The 20,671-nt window shown below is 37.4% G+C and carries 19 protein-coding genes and 1 pseudogene; 8 read left to right on the top strand and 12 right to left on the bottom strand.

The genetic code is table 11. The annotated features are described in order from the left end of the window. Positions 1–22 precede the first annotated feature (22 nt). Complete coding sequence (locus NGC85_RS04870) at positions 23–652, top strand: arylesterase (RefSeq protein WP_254805026.1); 630 nt, start codon at positions 23–25, stop codon at positions 650–652. A gap of 377 nt (positions 653–1,029) precedes the next feature. On the opposite strand, the gene NGC85_RS04865 is transcribed toward NGC85_RS04870, so the two are convergent. The 3 genes from NGC85_RS04865 to NGC85_RS04855 form a co-directional block, all read right to left on the bottom strand. Beyond that, a complete protein-coding gene (locus NGC85_RS04865; protein WP_254805025.1) occupies positions 1,030–1,362 on the bottom strand; it encodes a lysozyme inhibitor LprI family protein in 333 nt (110 codons plus the stop codon). After that, a complete protein-coding gene (locus NGC85_RS04860; RefSeq protein ID WP_254805024.1) occupies positions 1,359–1,808 on the bottom strand; it encodes a hypothetical protein in 450 nt (149 codons plus the stop codon). Before NGC85_RS04860 ends, NGC85_RS04865 begins: the two co-directional genes overlap by 4 nt. A gap of 489 nt (positions 1,809–2,297) precedes the next feature. Continuing rightward, positions 2,298–2,912: a carbonic anhydrase gene (locus tag NGC85_RS04855; RefSeq protein ID WP_005055153.1), complete on the bottom strand. Its 615-nt coding sequence runs from the start codon at positions 2,910–2,912 to the stop codon at positions 2,298–2,300. A 234-nt stretch (positions 2,913–3,146) separates the two neighbouring features. On the opposite strand from NGC85_RS04855, the gene NGC85_RS04850 reads away from it, so the two are divergent. Both NGC85_RS04850 and NGC85_RS04845 read left to right on the top strand, forming a co-directional pair. Further along, positions 3,147–4,151 (top strand): alpha/beta fold hydrolase, encoded by a 1,005-nt coding sequence (locus NGC85_RS04850; RefSeq protein WP_254805023.1) that lies wholly within the window; start codon positions 3,147–3,149, stop codon positions 4,149–4,151. A gap of 25 nt (positions 4,152–4,176) precedes the next feature. After that, positions 4,177–5,187, top strand: coding sequence for a hypothetical protein (locus NGC85_RS04845; RefSeq protein ID WP_254805022.1), 1,011 nt, complete (start codon positions 4,177–4,179; stop codon positions 5,185–5,187). 28 nt (positions 5,188–5,215) lie between these two features. On the opposite strand, the gene NGC85_RS04840 is transcribed toward NGC85_RS04845, so the two are convergent. Next, on the bottom strand, positions 5,216–7,480 hold the full coding sequence (locus tag NGC85_RS04840) for a TonB-dependent siderophore receptor (protein WP_254805021.1): 2,265 nt from the start codon (positions 7,478–7,480) through the stop codon (positions 5,216–5,218). A gap of 226 nt (positions 7,481–7,706) precedes the next feature. Continuing rightward, a complete protein-coding gene (nfuA, locus tag NGC85_RS04835) occupies positions 7,707–8,345 on the bottom strand; it encodes a Fe-S biogenesis protein NfuA (protein ID WP_005062874.1) in 639 nt (212 codons plus the stop codon). A gap of 153 nt (positions 8,346–8,498) precedes the next feature. On the opposite strand from nfuA, the gene NGC85_RS04830 reads away from it, so the two are divergent. The 4 genes and pseudogenes from NGC85_RS04830 to NGC85_RS04815 all read left to right on the top strand — a co-directional run bounded on the left by NGC85_RS04830 (position 8,499) and on the right by NGC85_RS04815 (position 13,166). Next, positions 8,499–9,116 carry a rhomboid family intramembrane serine protease gene (locus NGC85_RS04830; protein WP_169109640.1) on the top strand — a complete coding sequence of 206 codons (618 nt, stop codon included), beginning with the start codon at positions 8,499–8,501 and terminating at the stop codon, positions 9,114–9,116. A gap of 130 nt (positions 9,117–9,246) precedes the next feature. Further along, on the top strand, positions 9,247–10,929 hold the full coding sequence (locus NGC85_RS04825; protein WP_254805020.1) for an arylsulfatase: 1,683 nt from the start codon (positions 9,247–9,249) through the stop codon (positions 10,927–10,929). Continuing rightward, positions 10,926–11,921, top strand: coding sequence for an SUMF1/EgtB/PvdO family nonheme iron enzyme (locus tag NGC85_RS04820; protein WP_254805019.1), 996 nt, complete (start codon positions 10,926–10,928; stop codon positions 11,919–11,921). Before NGC85_RS04825 ends, NGC85_RS04820 begins: the two co-directional genes overlap by 4 nt. Positions 11,922–12,039: 118 nt before the next feature. Then, a pseudogene (locus NGC85_RS04815) lies at positions 12,040–13,166 on the top strand (helix-turn-helix transcriptional regulator). A 20-nt stretch (positions 13,167–13,186) separates the two neighbouring features. On the opposite strand, the gene epmA reads toward NGC85_RS04815, so the two are convergent. Continuing rightward, entirely contained in the window at positions 13,187–14,170 is a 984-nt protein-coding gene (gene epmA, locus NGC85_RS04810) for an EF-P lysine aminoacylase EpmA (RefSeq protein WP_254805018.1), read from the bottom strand. Further along, entirely contained in the window at positions 14,167–15,234 is a 1,068-nt protein-coding gene (locus NGC85_RS04805) for a 4-phosphoerythronate dehydrogenase (protein WP_254805017.1), read from the bottom strand. Before NGC85_RS04805 ends, epmA begins: the two co-directional genes overlap by 4 nt. 190 nt (positions 15,235–15,424) lie before the next feature. On the opposite strand from NGC85_RS04805, the gene NGC85_RS04800 reads away from it, so the two are divergent. Next, positions 15,425–15,799, top strand: coding sequence for a diacylglycerol kinase (locus NGC85_RS04800; RefSeq protein ID WP_254805016.1), 375 nt, complete (start codon positions 15,425–15,427; stop codon positions 15,797–15,799). 52 nt (positions 15,800–15,851) lie between these two features. On the opposite strand, the gene NGC85_RS04795 is transcribed toward NGC85_RS04800, so the two are convergent. From NGC85_RS04795 to NGC85_RS04775, 5 genes are all read right to left on the bottom strand, one after another. Further along, on the bottom strand, positions 15,852–16,589 hold the full coding sequence (locus tag NGC85_RS04795; RefSeq protein WP_254805015.1) for a hypothetical protein: 738 nt from the start codon (positions 16,587–16,589) through the stop codon (positions 15,852–15,854). A gap of 154 nt (positions 16,590–16,743) precedes the next feature. Next, positions 16,744–18,378 (bottom strand): chaperonin GroEL, encoded by a 1,635-nt coding sequence (gene groL, locus NGC85_RS04790; RefSeq protein WP_005055181.1) that lies wholly within the window; start codon positions 18,376–18,378, stop codon positions 16,744–16,746. Between the two features lie 57 nt (positions 18,379–18,435). Continuing rightward, entirely contained in the window at positions 18,436–18,726 is a 291-nt protein-coding gene (gene groES / locus NGC85_RS04785) for a co-chaperone GroES (RefSeq protein WP_005055182.1), read from the bottom strand. A gap of 175 nt (positions 18,727–18,901) precedes the next feature. Beyond that, complete coding sequence (locus NGC85_RS04780; protein ID WP_254805014.1) at positions 18,902–19,672, bottom strand: metallophosphoesterase; 771 nt, start codon at positions 19,670–19,672, stop codon at positions 18,902–18,904. After that, positions 19,653–20,591, bottom strand: coding sequence for a diacylglycerol kinase family protein (locus NGC85_RS04775; RefSeq protein ID WP_254805013.1), 939 nt, complete (start codon positions 20,589–20,591; stop codon positions 19,653–19,655). The genes NGC85_RS04780 and NGC85_RS04775 overlap by 20 nt, the downstream gene beginning before the upstream one ends. Positions 20,592–20,671 lie beyond the last annotated feature (80 nt).

Raw genomic sequence — 20,671 nt, 5'->3', positions numbered from 1 at the left:
TTTAGGACAAATTTAAAGTGTTATGCAAATATCTAAAGTCATCTTGTTTACGTCTAAATTACTCGCAACCATAACGATTTGCTTAGTACCGACAATCGTTTCTGCAAAGACTATTTTAGTATTGGGTGATAGCCTGAGTGCAGGTTATGGCATAGATGCAAAACAAGGTTGGGTTAACTTATTACAACAACGTTTAGACCAACAGTATCCGAAAAAACATAAGGTGGTCAATGCAAGTGTCAGTGGTGAAACAACCAGTGGTGGGCTTGCAAGGCTGCCGAAATTATTAACAACTTACAAACCAGATGTGGTTGTGATTGAACTCGGCGGCAATGATGGTTTACGTGGACAACCGCCACAAATGATCCAAAAAAACTTAGCTCAATTGGTTCAACTCAGCCAAAAACAAAAAGCGACAGTTTTACTGTTCGGTATGAAAATACCACCTAATTACGGTAGCGCATATAGCAATGCTTTTGAAAATAATTATAAAGTTGTAAGTCAGAAATATAAAATTAAGCTATTACCCTTTTTCTTAGAAGGCGTTGCTGGGCAAAAAGGATTGATTCAGAATGATCAGATTCATCCAAATGCCAAAGCCCAACCAATTATGCTGAATTTAGCTTATCCTTATATTAGAGGAGCGTTATAAATATTAAATTCCGCCGTAGATGAGAGGGACATGTCACAAGGGCAATTCCACCGTATTTGCGTTTACGTAATAATTGCCTCGTTCCTCCGCTATTGTTCTGTACTTCGGAATATGATGAGCATATTTAGTCTATCTCTGGACTATCATCGAATCTTTAAACAGTATTATTCGTCACGCAACCAATAAAAGAAAATATACTCAACAGATGACTCTGTGAAAAAGGTGGTGTATTTAGCCTATTATGGCAATAAGCGAAAATGAACGATACTCATTCGGAACTGGAAAGCTGATACAAATCGTTTTGGTATCATGCTTGAAGAGTGTGTAACCAAGTATTTTAAAACTGCATAAACACAGAATTTTTACAGGCTCTACCTTTATAGGTTAAACATTTCTTTAATGAAAGTGATTCGTTGCTTATAAAGAATTGATTGACAGGTTAAATCATAGCTTACAGTTGCAGGGCTACCCTGAGTGTCCGCAACTACAAAATTTCCACACTGTAATTCTTTAAACTTAAGCCATGATTTTTGTGCAGCTTCCAACTCTTGCTTAGCCTCAGTTTGTGAATATGCTTGTTTATAAACAAGGTTGAGCTTATTTTTCAGATTCTTAATTTCTTTATCTAACCTTTGCATATCCTCAAAACTACCAGCAAACGAGGAGCTACCAGTAACTAATATACTAAGAAGTAAAATTTTCTTCATCATTCTGATTCTCTGGTGGTTTCAACAATTGTTAGATTATCGGATTTATGAACCTTCTGTGTCTGCTCTAATTTTTTATAATCTTCTTCAGTTGGTATGTATTCATGAGCAGCTTTTTCAGATCTTTCAGCCTCTACGGCTTCCTCTGCCTCTCGAATTTGTTCGCTATTGTCTTGGGTAGACTTGTTTTCTTGGCTGGCTGAAGGAGAACTTCTTTCTTTATTTCTATCTATGGCAATAAATACAGACATACCAATGATCACAATAATTATGAAAGCAATTATTTTAACGATTGATCCTAAACAACCACTTTTAACACTTAGAGTTTCATTTTTTATAAAGAAATAATCACCGCAACCTTTACAGGAATATCGTGTTGCCAAAATGTTCGATTTGCTTGGGGTGACTCTTGTTTGCTTACTGTTGCAACTTGGTCTTGAGTCGCTCAATTCAACATCCTAATTCATTTTAAATAATAAATAGTTACAGCAATTAGGTGAAATATGTCAATAGATAGATTAATCGATGTTGGTTTAAGCACAGTCACGTCATATCAAGATTCGGAAACATGGTTCTCTTTTACCTACTGACCGCGGTCGAATAATCATGAACCTATTGGCAAATATGACTATTACGGAAAACATAAGGACGAATTAAAAATCATTGAGCATTCAACAAAAGTTGATGCAACAATTTGAGATTGCTTAATTCCACCTTTGTTGATCTGTACTCCTAAAGTTGGATTAGACTAATCTACAAACCAAGTTCTTTTGCTATTGGTTAGATTTCCATCTCCCTCTTACAGTACTAAATCCAATACTTTTAGGGGGTTGATAACAATCACAAAAGATAGCGTCATTAACATTGCATCTTACAATGACACAACGAGAAAAACTTTTTGCATTAATGAAACGATTGCCAACGTTCCCCGCAGCATTTTAAAAATCAAAGAAAATAACTTCACCAGATTCTAGCGAATATTCTGCTCCAACCACAATCATCTTGCCTTTTTCAATCAGGCTTTCTAAAACGGCTGAACCATGACGTAACTGATTCACAGAAGCAAAGACATTTGAACGCACTGCATGAGCAGATAGTTTTTTCAAATCATCTTTTAACTCAGTTTGCATTAAAATTTCTACTGAAGGGCGAACACGATTTACAATTGACATTAAATTCGAAGAAGGAGCTTGATCAGGATGCTTTAAGGTATCAATAGTTGCCTGAATTGCACCACAGTGACTATGACCTAATACCACTACCACTGCACAATCATAACGCTCAGCAGCGAACTCAACGCTACCAACTTGTGAAGGTGCAACAATATTACCCGCCACGCGGATAACAAATAAATCACCTAAACCTTGATCAAATACCATTTCGGCAGGTACACGTGAATCAGAACAACCTAAGACAATTGCAAAAGGATTTTGTTCACTTGCCATCTCGGCGCGCTCTTGGTGAGTGAGCAACTTTTGTTGCGTTGCTTCCCCTTTCACAAAACGAGCATTACCAGCTTTTAAACGTTCTAGAGCTTCTTGGGCAGTGAGCATGCGTACATCCATCTATGATTAACATGAGCAAATAGTTTAATGTGCGCATCTTCGAAAGTCACTGACAAAAACAGAAACTATCATCATTGATGAATAATCTTTTAATCAGCTAAATCGTGGAAAATTTATGATTTCATTGGCAAGAATTTCCATACATCTGTAGATTATGCAAATGACTCCAATACAAACTTCCACAATAATCAATTGGTTTAAAAATAAATCAAGGACAGAACAATGACTACTCTATTTAGCTTGCCCATTCGTAAAACATTAACCGCAACATTACTTTCATTCAGTCTAGCAACTTTTTCCATCAGCACCACTCAAGCGGCTGAAATCGAGATGAGCTTCCAAAATGTATTACAACAAGAACGGGCTTGGGCAGGATTGCAAAGTAAAACACTCAAAGTGGGCGATATTACTTGGTCTTATAGTGAAGGCGGTCAGGCTGGAAAACCAATCGTAGTCTTAATTCATGGTTTAGCTGGTAGCCGTGATAATTGGAACCGAGTAGCTCGTGCATTAACCGCAAACTATCATGTTGTAATCCCAGATTTACCTGCAAGCGGTGAGACTCAAGTCCCGAAAGATTTCGATTATTCGGTTCCAAACGTTACAGAAAAATTACGTCGATTTATTGAAGCTGCGAACTTAACAGGTCCTGCTCATGTTGCAGGACATTCATTAGGTGGCTCTATTGCGATGCTTTATGCCGGTCAGTATCCATTTGAAACCAAAAGCCTATTCTTAATTGATGCTGCGGGTGTTTATAAGTCGGCAACAACCCCTTATTTAAAAGACCCAAATCAAGTTAAGAATATGATCGTAAGTAAGAAAGGCGATTTCAATTTCTTAATGCAGCAAGCCATGCATACCCCACCATTTATACCAAAAGAAATTGCGCAAGCGCAAGAAAAAATGATGATCGCTCAATCTGAACAGACCCAAAAAATGGTTGATCAAGTGATTGCGCTTAATAAATTGTATACACCAGATTCATTCGCATTACTTGCGAGATCAATTGATGCTCCAACGCTGATTTTATGGGGTAAACAAGATAAAATTATTAATGTTGAAGTTGCACCTGAGTTAAAATCTCTGCTGAAGAATGCTCAAGCACCTGTGATCTTAGATAATGTTGGTCATATGCCAATTTTAGAAGCAGATCAATTGGTGGTTCAACAATACTTGCCATTTTTGAATAAAGTGCAAACACAAAAGCCTGCAACGACACCTTAAAATTTAAGCAATAATTTGAGTCTTTATGCCTAAACATCCAATGATAGAACAACTGATTGATGCACAACTTGATTTTCTCGATCTTGAATTTGCCCAACCAGAAACCATTCAACTTGAATTTAAAGCGTTCTATCATTGGTTGCGGTTACAACAACTGCAACATATTTGGTCATTTGAACAAATTTTTAATTTAATTGAAAAGCAAATTTTAGCAACGCCAGCAAGCTCATTTTTAGTCGAACAGATTGCAGAGCATATTCGTTTTGCTTTAATCCATCCATTAAATGACAGCACCATTATAGAAGACGTGATTCCTGTACTCACGATTGATTCTATTGCCCAATATGTTGCAAGTAAAAGCGCTCATAGGGAACGTTTAATTAAAACCATTGTAAATAATCCAGCTTTTTCAGCCCTAATTACCCAACTGATTCAGCATTCAATCCAAGATTATTTAGATAACTCGTTGATGTCTAAACGTGTACCTGGTGTTGGGCACTTTATGAAAATGGGGAAATCTGTTTTAGAGTCGGTCACTGATTCCAACTTGAATGAAACAATTGCGCATTATTTACGTAAAAACATTCTAAAAATTAGTCAAATGAGTGAGCGAGTTTTAAGTCAACATTTCAATGATGATAAGCTTTATCATTTTCAAGCAAATCTTTGGCATAGAATCAAAGTTATGCCCTTATCTGTATTGAAAAACTATGTCGAAGTTCAGGACTTACCTAAAACCGTCGGCATGGGACATGAGATTTGGAATCATATTCGTCAAACACCTTACTTAAAACAGCAAGTACACGATGGCGTATATGCTTGGTATGCACGTAATCAAGAACGATCATTCGATTTATTATTGCGTGATTTAAATATTGATGAAGAGCTGATTCAAAATGAATTGAGTCAATTATTAGTACCTGTTCTAAAGCAAGTCATAGCAACTGGGTATTTAAGACAAAGAGCGCGTATTCACTTAGAGAAATTTTATTATTCAGAGAAAACACAACAGATTTTAATAAAACAAGACGCTTAAAGCGTCTTGTTTTATTTCATACAATTGATTAGAAAGAATATTTCAAAGAAGCATAGTATGCTCGACCTGGCTCATTATAGGTTTGGCTAGTCGAATTACTATCTCTTAAAATTTGTTTATCAAATAAGTTACTGACACCAACTCGCGTACTGAATTGATCGGTAAACTTATATCCCATATTCAAGCCAACCAAACTGTAGCTCTTAACTGTACTCGGCTTTAACGCAGAACTTGCACCGCCAGATCCAATTCCAGATTCAATTCTACTTTCAGCAAACTGACGTGATTTTTGACGACCATATTGCGTATATACAAAGTTAACATCAAGCTGATCATTGATGTCATAGTCAAAAATAGAGTTGATTGTATAATTTGGAACTAAAGAAAGTGGATTGCCCGTTTTCTTATCTTTAGAGTCCATCATATAAGTAAAATTATTGGTCCAACGAATATCACCAAAATCTAGACCTAAACTGCCTTCAAAACCTTGAATCAATGCTTCTGGTGTATTATCCCAACGTAAAATATTCCATTTAGTTTGACTCACAGTTCCACTTGAGTTGGTACTTGATGCATCTACCGTACCCACCACATCTGTTCCCGCGACAATTTTATTTTTATAATCATTTCGGAACCACGCCAAACTTGCATTTACAATATCTTTTTGGAATTGAATACCGATTTCTTTATTCACTGATGTCTCAGGTTTTAAATCACCATTGCCTTGCAGTAAGCAACGCGAAGCAATATTGGCAGGACATCCGTTTCCGTTTGTACTTAGTAAATATCCTTCGGCATTTTGATACATATTCGGTGCTTTATATGCTCTTGCAATCCCCCCTTTCAAAGTAAAGTTATCATTGAGTTTTTGAGTAATATTTAAACTCGGACTCCAATTTGAACCTGATTTGCTATGATCATCAAAGCGTAAACCTACTACAACATCGGTTAAATCTGTGACCTTAAAATTATCTTCAACATATGCAGATGCAATACGTGATTCCATCTTACTGCGATTGCCTTTTGCAAGTTGATCACCATAGCCAGCACCACTTTGGTCACTACCTTGACCTGTTGAAGCATTGTCAGTGAATTTGTCTTCAACCCATTCCGCACCTATCGTGAATGCTTGAGGGATATAAAAGTCAACAGGGATATTAAGCTCACCGTTCAATCTTAAAGTATCTAACTTTGACGTGACCCGATCTTCTAGATTATTAATTTTTCCTTCTACACTCCCTGCTAAACCCTCTGGAAGTCTTTTATTACGTGTTTTGTCATATTGAGCAATGATTTTACTTTTACCCCAACTCCAATCACCTTGATGAGTTAAAGCAAGGCTATCTCGATACATGGTATTGGTTTCTTTACCTATTAATTCAGAAAGAATTGGGTCTGTTTCTGCGTTCGCATTTAACTGGGAATCACCCGAATAGATATTACCTTGACGCCCTGAAGAAATATCCAATAAAACAGTTTGCTCATCTGTCGCTTGCCAAGCCAACCGTCCAGCAATATCTTTATTTTTTACCCCTTCTCGACCTGCTGCATTGCTTCCAATTGATTTATTTATATCTACAGCATCAGCATCGGTCTTATTGTAATTCCCGTACAAGCGATAAGATAAAATATCTTTAATGATTGGGCCGCTTAAATTAAAACTGACGCGATTAGAATCGCCTTCTTTTGAATCTTCTGGTTGATTTGTATAAAGCTCGACAGAACCATGAGTTTCATTGGTCACTTTTTTAGTAATAATATTAACTACACCGCCTGCCGCGCCAGAACCATAGCGCGCAGCAGCTGGACCACGTAATACTTCAATTGATTCGATTGCTTCTGCGGGTACCCAATTCGAGTCACCTCGCGTGTCTCGTTCACCTCTCCAACCATAACGAACCGAGTTACGTGAAGAAATAGGTTTACCATCGACCAAAATAAGCGTGTTTTCAGGTCCCATTCCACGAATGTCGATTTGACGATTATTACCACGTTGTCCTGTTGAACTATTGCCTGTTAAATTTACCCCAGGCATCCGACGCACATATTCTGATATGTCATTTCTTACAGGTATTTTCTCTAAATCTTCTGCTGTTATTTTTGAGACGCCTAATGATTGTTTAATCTGTTCCTCTGCTGTTAAAACAATAGTCTCTAATCTAACAGTTTGTGTTTCTTCTGATTTTTCTACCGAACTGTTTTCGCGAACTGTGGTTTCATCAGCATGAGCAAGGATCATCATACTAACGACTGAGATTGCGAGTAATGATTGACGAGCTAATTTATTGGACATATTCCCACCTAAATATGGCAAATCTCAAGATTTGCTTAAAAAATTCATGAGAAGTCTAACAAAAAAATAATAAAACTCAATACAAATGATAATTATTATTATTTATGTATTCATTTATAAATTCTTATTTTTAGTTATGAAACAATGGACTGCTCTAAATCATACAGATTTAAAAATAAAAAAAGCTCCCGAGAGAGCTTTTAAAATACAATAAATTTCAAGCAAATTATTTAAAATAAGCACCTTCTGCTTGAGAATGATCCGTTTGATCCACAACACGTTTAAGTTCAGGAACGTGCTGCTGCAAGGTTGTTTCAACGCCTTGTTTTAACGTGACATCAATTGCAGAACAACCCTGACATCCGCCACCAAATTTCAATACCGCAGTAAGACCATGTTCAGGATCATCTTGAACTTCTACAAGACTGCAATTACCGCCGTGACCTTCTAAACCTGGATTAATTTCAGATTGTAAAATATAAGTAATTCGCTCTTCAATTGACGCATCTGGACCTACACGAGGCACTTTTGAGTTTGGAGCACGGAATGTTAACTGACCGCCAAAACGATCTTTATTGTAATCAATCACTGCATCGCGAAGATATGGGATGGACGGCGCATCAACATAAGCAGGAAAATCTGGATAATCCTGTTTGTAGTCGGTCGGTACGACCTCATCAGGTGCGCTATATGCCATACAGCATTCCGCGCGTGGTGTACCTGGGTGTTCTACAAAAACACGAACGCCAATCCCTGGAGTATTTTGCTTGTTCAATAAATCGCTTAAATACTCTTGCGCAGAGGGAGTAATCAAAAGGTTTGGAATTTCTTCTGCAACGGCAGTATTGGTGTTCTCAGTCGACATAACATTAATCCTCAAGCTGATGTCGTTATATTAACCGAAGATGGAGGGTAATTAAAAAAAATCAACCATTTTTGTAGGAATTCTATGCAAGATGATTGTTTATTCAGTTTTTAATGGCATTATTGCCTAGACACTGATCAATTTAAAACATTTATGTTACATCTACCCTTCGGTCACACTGTGACAATCATCATTATTACTGTTGCGATTTCTTTATTGGCTTTCTCCAATCAAACAGTAATGAATCGTTTAATTTTTTGGCCACCCGCAATGCAACGTGGGCAATACGATCGTTTTATCACACATGGTTTCATTCATGCCGATGGAACACACTTATTGTTCAATATGATTACGCTGTTTTTCTTCGGCAATATCATTGAAAGTTTTTATCGTCAGTTTTTTTACGATATGGGCTTTGTTTTATTTTATCTTGGCGGTCTGATTGTTGCTATTTTACCAAGCTATTTAAAACATCGTCATGACGCACGTTGGGCGAGTTTGGGAGCTTCTGGGGCAGTTTCTGGCGTGTTATTCGCCTATATTCTATTTCAGCCTTGGAACCTAATTTTTGTGTTCTTCATTCCTGTCCCTGCGATTATCTTTGCTATTTTATACGTGGCTTATAGCATCTGGTCAGGGAAAAAAGGCAATAGTAATATCAATCACAGTGCGCATCTTTGGGGTGCTGCCTATGGCGTAGTGGTAACCATCATCTTAGAGCCTAGAGTTGTTCCTCATTTCCTAAATCAATTGACCAAACTACCTTTTTAAATTGTTTTAAACATCAGCCCCGATTTAGGGGCTTTTCTTTTTTTAAGATTAACATTCAAGTTTTAATTATTTTTATCATAAAAATCATCTATCTAAACTAACTAAAATTTTAGAAAATAAGTCGATTACAATGTCACGTAAATATCTACTCTCTACTCTTTCATTTGCATTATTTAGTCTTACGCTCACAGCTTGTAATAATGATGATTCAGAAAATACAAATATTGTTGGTGAAACCAAGAAACAACCCAATGTTCTATTTATTATGGCGGATGATTTAGGCTATTCAGACTTAGGTGCTTTTGGTGGTGAAATCAATACACCAAATATTGATGCCCTCACCCAAGAGGGTCGTATTTTAACCGACTATCATACAGCCCCTACTTGCTCTCCCACTCGTTCACAGTTGATTTCTGGTACTGATCACCATCTAGCAGGTATTGGGGCTATGGCGGAACTTACGCCCACTCATTTGAAGGGCCAACCCGGTTATGAGGGTTTACTAAATCAACGTTCTCTATCAATTGCTGAAGTGCTGAAAGACAATGGCTATCGAACTTATATCAGTGGAAAATGGCACTTAGGCTTAACGGATGAAACCAATGCTCATGCCAAAGGTTTTGATCATTCATTTACCTTATTACAAGGATTAGATTTACATTTTAAACAAGCGCCTGACGCTTACAAACGCAATGCAACATATACTGAGGATGGCAAAAAAATTCCAATTTCATCCTTACCTGATGATTTCTTTTCGACTAACTATTTTACTGACAAACTGATTAGCTATTTAAATTCAGGTAAAAATTCAGGTAAACCATTCTTTGCCTATACTGCTTACACCGCACCGCATTGGCCCTTACAAGCCCCTGCCGAATATCGTGACCGTTATCGTGGTGTTTACGATGTCGGTTATGACGTAATTCGTGATGCACGTATTACACGCCAAAAACAACTGGGTTTAATTCCAACCAATTTCAACGCTGCTGAACCAATTGCTACTGAAAATGCGCCGCAAAAATATGGCAAATGGAATGAACTTTCAACTGAACAAAAAGCGCTGGAAGCACGCAGAATGGAAATTTATGCGGGTATGGTTGAAAATCTAGATGCCAATATCGGTCGTATCATTCAATATCTGAAACGCAATAATTTATATGACAACACTTTAATTTTCTTTGTTTCAGACAATGGTGCAGAAGGCTTTATCCGAGGGAGTTATGGAGCAGAATCAGGTTTTGATAACAGTACTAGTAATGTCGGTGCAGCGAACTCTTATCACTATGTTGGACCACGTTGGGCAGAAGTCAGCGCTGCGCCATTTCATTTATGGAAAGATACAGCGGGCGAAGGTGCAACGACAGCACCCGCCATTGTAAAACTCCCCTATCAAAGTAAAGCTCAAGCCACTCATCATAGTTTTGCATCTGTGCTGGATGTTTTCCCAACAGTTTTAGATTATGCCAATATTTCCATACCACAAGGTCAGTACAAAGGTCGTCAAATTAATACACCAAGCGGTTACTCATGGAAAGCCGTACTTGAGAATAAGACTCAAAACATTCGTCCAGTTAACTTTAGCTTTGCTGATGAATTACATGGTAGTAAATATGCTCGTCAAGGTGATTGGAAAATCGCACTACAAGGTAATGCCAAACTCGGAACAGGCTCTTGGGAACTCTATAATCTGAAAAATGATCGTGGGGAAACTCAAAATCTTGCTCAAAACAATCCTGAAAAACTGCAACAACTTGTAGATGTATATAACCAATACACGCAAAAAAATGGCGTTCAGGAATACAAACTTAAATGAAGTGGATTTACTTTTTAGTTTCACTCAGCAGTCTGTCTCTTCTGACGGGCTGTAATAAGGTCGGAGATGATGATACTAAGCCCCGTAATACTGTAGTGGCACAATTGGGCACGTTGCAGCAATGCCAACAGTATTCAGGTCTACCCGATGCATGGCAACAAAATAAAACCGCGGGCATGGTTTGGATTCCTAAAGGTTCGTTTCAACTAGGTTCTAATCTCGCTTATCCAGATGAGTTGAACTTCGGCAAACAAAAACGGCAGATTGAGGGCTTTTGGATCGACCAAACAGAAGTTACTGTGGCGCAGTTTTCTAGTTTCATCAAAGCGACAGGTTACGTTACTGATGCAGAAAAACAAAAACAGGCTGCGGTATTTTCTCCTGATGTGAGTAATCCGAATCAATGGTGGCAACTAAAAGCAAACTACACATGGAAAACGCCTCACGGCACAGTAGGTCAAGCTCCTCTACCTTCTGAACCCGTTCGTTATGTCACTAAAAATGATGCTGAACATTATGCGGTTTGGTTAGGTCGGGATTTACCTACAGAGCAAGAATGGGAATATGCTGCTAAAGCTGGATCAAAAACGGATACGCCGCTACATCAAGCACCTAAAGATTCACATCAGCATTCACAAGCCAACTATTGGCAAGGCGAATTTCCATTTACCAATACCAATGAAGATCACTTTAAAGGAATTGCACCTGTGGGCTGTTATGCTGCTAACGCATTCAACTTATACGATATGATCGGCAATGTCTGGGAATGGACGTCTTCGGTATATCACGGCGCACATGATAAACATATGGGAAATTATGCTGAATTACGACAACAGAATAATTCTACTACTCAATATGTGCTAAAAGGTGGATCTTTTTTATGTGCTTCCAACTTTTGCGCTCGTTATCGCAATAGCAGCCGTTATCCGCAAGAGTTTGACTTAGCAGCAAGCCACGTCGGTTTTAGGACAGTCTTACGCTCCTTAGAATGAGTATTTTGTCACTCGATCACAATAAAAATGATATTTTCATCTAATTAGTAATTTTATTTTTAAAAAACCCATATAAACTACATGGAAATATACTCCATTTATTTTAAAGGGATTTTTAATGAATATAACCCAATATGACATAGCTACAGGAATCTTGAATAAGGTCCAGTGTGCTGATGATTGGGTTAATTTCTTAGAACAACTGAATCATCGTTTCAACATACAAGCCTCTCAACTCTTAGCGGTGGATCTTGAAGTTCAAGCACTTTCTTTTAGTGTTCATCACGGCGTAGATTTTGACTCTAATCAACTTGAACAAGCGGCATTAAAGCAAATACGTTTAAATGTTGAAGATGATCCGCGTTTAAAGAAAATCTTACTTGCTCCAGTCGATGGCTGGATGCATTGTTCTGAACATTTTCAGAAGATGAAATCCTAGAAACTCAGATTTATCAGCAAGTTTTACAGCCGCTTAATTTACGTTTTTGTTCAGCAATTCAAATCATCTATGACCAAAAAGTTTGCGTGATCTTAGCTTTTTTGACCAGTCCAGAGCGAGGTGCACTTTGCTGCTCGGAGTTACATGCTGTCTATGAAATCTTGCCCGTCATGCAGCAAAAAATTCAGCAGTATCGTCACCATTTTGAATATTCCACGATGACTTTACTTGGTTCGCAATTAATTCAGAAAATGAAACAACCAATTGCTCTTATTAACTTAAATGGAGATATTCTGGAAATAAATCCTGAAGCGCAAAGCTTATTAGAACAAAATGATCACATCGGAATAAAACAACGTCGTTTCATTTTCACTGAAAAAAATCAAAGCCAGTTTGATCAACACTTAATCGAACTTGAGCGTAATTATAAAAAAAATTACGATTTAAGCTCGACTGAGCGCAGCAAAATCATCAAGTTTGATCACCATTTATTTTTAACTTTAGATTTACTCAGTCCCGAGAAAACCCATAAGATTTTTGGTTTACGCCCCGTTTTACTCGCTACATTCTCTGGTTTAAAACATAAACCCAAATATCAAAAAGATGTCTATGCACAACTTTTTATGTTCACCCCTGTCGAACACAAAATATGTGAACAACTACTTGAAGGTAAAACCACTAAAGAGATTGCACGCTCGCATGAAATTCAAGCTGATACCGTAAAGAAACACCTGCAATCCATTTTCAAAAAAACAAAAACGCATCGACAAACTGAATTGATTCAACTGTTGATGCAATTTTTATAAAAAGTTTCAAAATCTATGTGTTAAGCAATTTCAGCAGGGAAAGTAATGACTTGTTCAATTTTCATTTTATTCATTGCAACCATAAGTAAACGATCAATTCCAAGTGCAATACCTGAACATTCAGGCATATTTGGTAAAGCTGCTAATAAATATTGATCTGTTGGAATCACAGGCAACCCCTGATGAGCACGTTCAGCATTATCCGCATCAAAACGTGCTGCCAATACTTCGGCATCAAGAAGTTCATCATAGGCATTCGCAAGCTCTAATCCTTCAATGTACACTTCAAAGCGCGCTGCGACTAGCTCACCCTCTTCATCTGTTTTTACCTTGGCTAATGATGCCATTTCAGGTGGAAAATCAGTTAAAAATACTGGAGCATCAAAACCTAAACTCGGCTCTACAAAATGCGAAAACAATAAATCCATATAAGCCAAGCGATCATTTCCTAAATCAAGGTTAAGACCAACTCGATTCGCAGTTTCTTTGAGTTGCTTTAAAGTCGCTTGTAAAGGGTTAATATCTAATCGATCTTGAAAAGCATGTTTATAGCTCAAAATATAAGGACGAACTTCACCAAAGCGATGTGCCAAACAAACTTCTAGTAATTCTGCTGTTTCATGCATTAAGCCTTTTAAATCTAAATCAGGACGATACCATTCCAACATGGTAAATTCGCTATTGTGTTTACGCCCATGCTCATCATCACGAAACACTTTACAGATTTGATAAATTGCACCACTACCACTTGCTAATAAGCGTTTCATCGGGAATTCTGGTGAAGTCTGTAAATATTGAGTATTTAATTTACCGTGAATATGACGTTGTACTTGTACTGATGCTAAATGAACATCAGTCACAGCGGCTTGAGATAAAATCGGTGTTTCAACCTCTAATACATTTCTCTCAGCAAAAAACTGGCGAATTTTTGTGTACATCTCGGCACGTGCTTTTAATGCATCAAGTGAACACGTCGGTTGATAAGCTTTCATATTCTGACTCATGCTTTTGGTCCACCGTGTGCCGCCCATTCACGGCGTAACGGATAATTCTTTCGAAGTACATCAAACGCATTCTGCTCAACTTTGCCGTTCAGAATACATGCTCTTAGCTGCTGATCATCTTCAGCTATGTCATAAATATCTGTGAGATGTTGTTTAAGTGCTTCTTTTAAATCTTGCTGTTGGAAATACTGCTCGACACTCGGTAATTGGCTTTCGAATTTTTTAGTTGCTTGATAATCGAATTTATGACAAAAAGCCTCATAGATCATTTGTGTACCACGTGCTTTGCCTTCTAAACTATAACCAGCAATATGCGGTGTTGCCAAAGCCAACACGTCTAATAAATCTTGTGGAATTTCTGGTTCAAACTCAAATACATCTAATACAACTTGGCGCTTTGTCTTTTCAATATTTGCCATCAATGCAGATTGTTGAATCACCGACCCACGTGCGCTATTAATCACAATCGTTGAATCTTTCATTGCAGCAAAAGTTGCTTCATTGAATAAATGCAGTGTTGGATGATCACCAGTTGACGTTAACGGCACATGAATCGATATGGCATCTGCACGTGCTAATAAGGCATCAAGCGATACATTTTCAATAGCATCAAGCTGAACAAAAGGATCATAACCGATCACTGTCCAACCGAGAAGTTGTGCCATGCTTGCTAATCGTTTACCTACATTTCCCAACCCAACAATCGCTAAAGTAAACGCATTATTTTTATCTAATAATTCAATGTCTAAATGTAATAAGGCAGTAATAACATATTCGGCTACCGCTTGCGCATTACAGCCTGCCGCATTACTCCATGCAATATTTTGTTGTTCTAAAGCTTGAATATCGAGATGGTCTGTACCAATCGTTGCACTGCCCACAAACTGAATTGCAGTCTGATCGATTAAAGCATGATTAACTTTAGTGACAGATCGAACCAAAAGTGCATCCGCATCTTGAACATCGGCATGAGTCAAGGTACGCCCTGCGCGATGCTGTATTTCTGCATATTCCGCAAAGAAATAATCGGTAAAAGCCAAATTTTCATCTGCGATGATCTTCATGCAGCACATCCCATCAATTGATCTAGGCTTATTATCCTTAGCATCAGACAAATTGACAAATCAAATCTGAATGTTGCGGTTAAAATGGCGAGAAACATTACAACTTTGATGTAATCATGCGACTTATTGCCAATCCTCAGTAGGGATTTTACTTTTATAATAGAATGATACTCTCTCTTATAGTTCTGTTATGACGCCTTACTCTCCCTATAAAGGCAAAAATGGTATCAAGCGTATTTTTAATGCAACGGGTTATTCTCTCGCTGGATTTAAAGCCGCATTCAGCCATGAAGCCGCTTTTAGACAAATTTTATTACTCAATCTTGTTTTAATTCCAAGCAGTTTTTTTGTACATGTTTCTGCACTTGAACAAGCACTAATGGTGGCGGTTTGTCTATTGGCAATTATTGTTGAACTATTTAACTCTGCAATTGAAGCTGTTGTCGATCGTATTTCCTTAGAAAAACATCAGCTTTCTAAAAATGCTAAAGATATGGGCAGTGCCGCTCAATTTGTTTCACTTGCAATTATTTTTTCCACATGGATGATTATTTTACTTAAATAACGATTTAAAGAAGAAACAATAAATTTTGTTTCTTCTTTTTTATGCCAAATTTTTAAAAACCAAATCCAATTCCAAGTATTGGCCCTTGCTGTACAGTATCCCATTTAAAACTGCCATTTTTATAATCTTGTGATACATAACGGTATCCAAATCTGAAATTTACTGGAGCTGATAATATTTTTTGGCGATAACCTAAATATGCTTGTGCAATTTGAGTTTGCTCTGTGCCATAAGTATATTGCGCTGCTAAATTCCAAGGTGAATTACTGTTATATCTCATACGAGTACCACCAAAATATTCTAACCAATTTTTTTCTACTGAAATTTGCCTTCCTAATGCGGCTAAATTTCCTTCTAAATCCGTATAATTAAGCCCTAATGTGGGTTCTATAATTAATCCATTTCCTTCAGGAAATTGTTCATAAGCTCTGTAATAGACACCTAAATTACTGAGATTAACTTTAGTTGATACCGCAAGCGGAACCGATAGCACTGCTTTATTTTCTTTAGTTTTCACATACTGAATATCAGAGAAAATACCCCATTTACCTTTATTAATCTCGATATGTCCCATAACCGCCTCATCCAAAGCTTCTAGCGTATCTTTGAATGGTTGGTCTACTGGATAGTTCAAACCTTGATAACCAATAGTTCCATCAATATCCGCGGCAAATCCATAAATGTTTAAAAATACTTTTGTTTCCCCTGCAAATGAATCTTTGATATTTTCAGCATAGGTTTGAAAGCTCAAGCAACTACAGCTCAAAATTAGCCAATATGATTTATACATACATTCCTCCAATAATTTCTGTTCTATTAAATTTCTAATTTTATAAATATCAATAAGTTTATTAATAACCTGTTAATTTGACTTTTACTATTCTACAAACGTAAAAAAATCCCTGCTAATGCAGGGATTTTTTTGATCTAGAAAGAAGATGTAATTACATCATTCCGCCCATACCACCCATACCGCCCATATCTGGACCAGCTGGTTTATCTTCTGGAATGTCAGTAATCATACATTCAGTGGTTAACATTAAACCAGCAACTGAAGCTGCGTGTTCAAGTGCAGAACGCGTTACTTTAGCAGGGTCAAGAATACCCATTTCTAACATGTCGCCATATTCGCCAGTTGCAGCGTTGTAACCAAAGTTACCTTCACCTGCTTTTACAGCATTGATGACAACTGATGGCTCATCACCAGCATTTGAAACGATTTGACGAAGTGGAGCTTCGATCGCACGACGCAAAATGTTAATACCCGCAGTTTGATCTTCGTTAGCACCTTTTAAGTTATCTAACACATTTACTGCGCGTACAAGTGCAACACCACCACCTGCTACAACACCTTCTTCAACTGCTGCGCGAGTTGCATGAAGAGCATCGTCTACACGGTCTTTCTTCTCTTTCATTTCAACTTCAGTTGCTGCACCAATTTTGATGACTGCAACACCGCCCGCTAATTTAGCAACACGTTCTTGAAGTTTTTCTTTGTCATATTCAGACGTTGATTCTTCAATTTGTGCACGGATCTGTTGAACACGTTCAGAGATTTGCTCTGCATTACCAGCACCATCAACAATCACTGTGTTTTCTTTAGAAACTGTGATTTTATGCGCTGTACCTAAATCTTGAAGAGAAGCTTGCTCTAAAGACATACCCACTTCTTCAGAGATTACAGTCGCGCCAGTCAAGATCGCGATGTCTTGAAGCATAGCTTTACGACGATCACCAAAACCAGGTGCTTTAACCGCACATACTTTAATAATACCGCGCATGTTGTTGACAACAAGTGTCGCAAGCGCTTCGCCTTCAACATCTTCAGCGATGATAAGAAGTGGTTTACCAGTTTTAGCAACAGCTTCTAATACTGTAATCAATTCACGAATATTGCTGATTTTTTTATCAACAAGAAGAATGAATGGGTTTTCAAGTTCAGCAGTTAGCGTATCTTGCTTGTTCGCGAAATATGGAGAGATATAACCACGGTCGAACTGCATACCTTCTACAACATCTAATGCGTCTTCAAAGCCAGAACCTTCTTCTACAGTGATAACACCTTCTTTACCTACTTTTTCCATTGCTTGCGCAATTAATTTACCAACAGTTGTATCTGAGTTTGCAGAGATCGAACCGACTTGTTCAATCGCTTTAAAGTCATCAGCAGGTTTAGAATTAGCACGGATATTTTCAACTACAGTTCTAACTGCAATGTCGATACCACGTTTTAAATCCATTGGGTTCATACCTGCAGTTACAGATTTGATCCCTTCATTTAAAATTGCTTGAGCAAGTACAGTTGCAGTTGTAGTACCGTCACCCGCGATGTCATTGGTTTTAGAAGAAACTTCACGTACAAGTTGAGCACCCATGTTTTCAAACTTGTCTTTTAAAGAAATTTCTTTCGCCACTGTTACACCATCTTTAGTGATGTGCGGCGCACCGAAAGAACGGTCGATTACAACGTTACGACCTTTAGGACCTAAAGTTACTTTTACAGCGTCTGCAAGTACGTTTACGCCTGCAATCATTTTTGAGCGAGCTGAATCACCAAATTTTACGTCTTTAGCTGACATGTTTAACTCCGAATCTTTTTAAATACTGTATCTGATAATTTTTGAGTTATGTCTCGATTAGCCTTCTAACACAGCTAAAATATCTGACTCTTTCATGATTAAAAGTTCTTCACCGTTTACTTTAACGGTAGTACCTGAATAAGTACCAAATAATACTTTATCACCTACTTTTACGTCTAAAGCACGAACGCCGTTGTCAGTAATCTGACCATTACCTACTGCGATCACTTCACCTTGCGATGGTTTTTCAGCAGCAGAACCTGGAAGTAAAATACCACCAGCCGTTTTAGTTTCTTCTTCTACGCGACGAATCACAACACGATCATGTAATGGACGAATGTTACTCATATTTAACTCCATCAGACTTAGTCTTTTTTGATTAATTTGCATTGCTAATCAGTAGCAATGAACAAAAAATTTGATATGCCACTTTTGTGGGGTTAAAAAAAAAGGCTTCAAGGGTAAGGAGCAAAAAAATTCTATTTTTTTGCTCCTTTTTTAGACTAAAGAATCAAAGGTCAAACTATTTATCTGTATTCTCAGACTTAACAAATGTTTTTTGGTCTTCATCAAACCAATAATGTTCAATAGAACCATCTTTCAAAATCACATTAAAACTATTTGAAAATCCGAAACGTAATCGGTTAGAGATTGCCGTGCCTGCATGAATATCTAAAATTGGGTGATCAAAGCCTAGCTGAAAAATTTGATTTAAATCATGCACAGCAACTTTATGTAAATGCCCATGTAATAAACCAAACAACCCTGTTTCGCCCCAACGCTCTAAAGCGATTTTAGCAAGCACTGGACAATCTTTATCTCCATGATCATTTGGAAAAGTATAAAAAGGCTGATGAAATACAACTAATTTAGTTTTATTAGACGGCGCTTGTTTTAATTTTTCATAGGTTTCATGAATTTGTTCTAAGGAAATATGCCCGCGAGTATGATATCTCCTGCGAATGCTATTCATGCCAACGACATAAAAATTTTCTGTTTCTAATGTCGTTTCCAAACGTCCAAAGAATGCTTGGTAACGTACAAATGGCGAAAAAAAACGATTCCATACATGATAAAGCGGAATGTCATGATTACCCGGCACAACCAAGTAAGGAATAGATAAAGAGTCTAAAAATTGCCGACATGCATAAAACTGCATAAAACGAGCACGTTGAGTTAAATCCCCACTGATAATAATTGCTTCAGGGCGATGGAGTTTACAAAATGCTTGAATTGCCTGAATGCAATCTTGACGTTCAGTTCCAAAGTGTAAATCAGATAGGTGTAGTAACATGAGGTACCATCACTTTTAAAGCTGATTTTTTAACGGCAAATTTTAATGGTGGCTGCAACTCAATTAACTCACCATCCACAGCAACTGTTAATTTTTTCTTTTTACAATCCACTTGAATCTGTTCTGCACAAAATGAATATACATCAGAAGCCTGATCTATTTTTCCTTGAATTAATTTCCATAGCATTTTCATCAAACTAAGACGATCGCTTTTTGCAACAACCACCCCTGCAAGTTTACCATTGGCCGCACATTCAGCAATTCTAAGCTTCATATCGCAGAGTTGTAGTTGATTGTTGCCGAAAAAAATTAAAGGTGTAGCAACTGGATATTTCTGACCATCAACATTTACAGACAGTTTTAAAGACTTATGTTCACGAAGCAACACATCTAAACCTGACGTATAAGCATGCAATGGGAACCGTCCAAAACGTTGGTTATATAGTTCACGTTTCTTAATGAATAAAGGATATAACCCTAAACTAGCATTATTTAGATAAATATGGTCATTAATGGTCGCCACATGTACATGACGATAAGCACCAGTTGCAATTACTTCAGCCGCTTGAAATATATCAATTGGTATGTCCAAAACACGAGCAACATAATTAAATGTTCCCAAAGGTATAATGCCCATTGGAATATCAGTGTGCATTAATTTTTTAGCGACTGCATTGAGCGTACCATCACCGCCAGCTGCTACAACAACACCTCTAGATTGAGCATCTTGATGTCTAATAAGGACTGTATCCATCATCTCATCAAAACTAACATTTTGATTTAATTCAAAAACCTGAATTTCAAATCCATATTTTGTCCAAAAAGTCATCAGTTTTTCATAAACTTCATCTTGTTGTGCCGCATGAAATCCTGATTTTTGATTATAAATAATAGACAGCGGTTGCAAACCATTCAGCATTAGGATCAACCTAAACAACAATATTCTTGGTATTTTTGTTTACAAAACCAACAAATAAAAGCTTGTTTATGTAAATTTTG

Source organism: Acinetobacter sp. Z1 (assembly GCF_024296945.1).
Taxonomy (GTDB): domain Bacteria; phylum Pseudomonadota; class Gammaproteobacteria; order Pseudomonadales; family Moraxellaceae; genus Acinetobacter; species Acinetobacter beijerinckii.
This window is presented reverse-complemented; position numbering and strand designations above follow the sequence as displayed.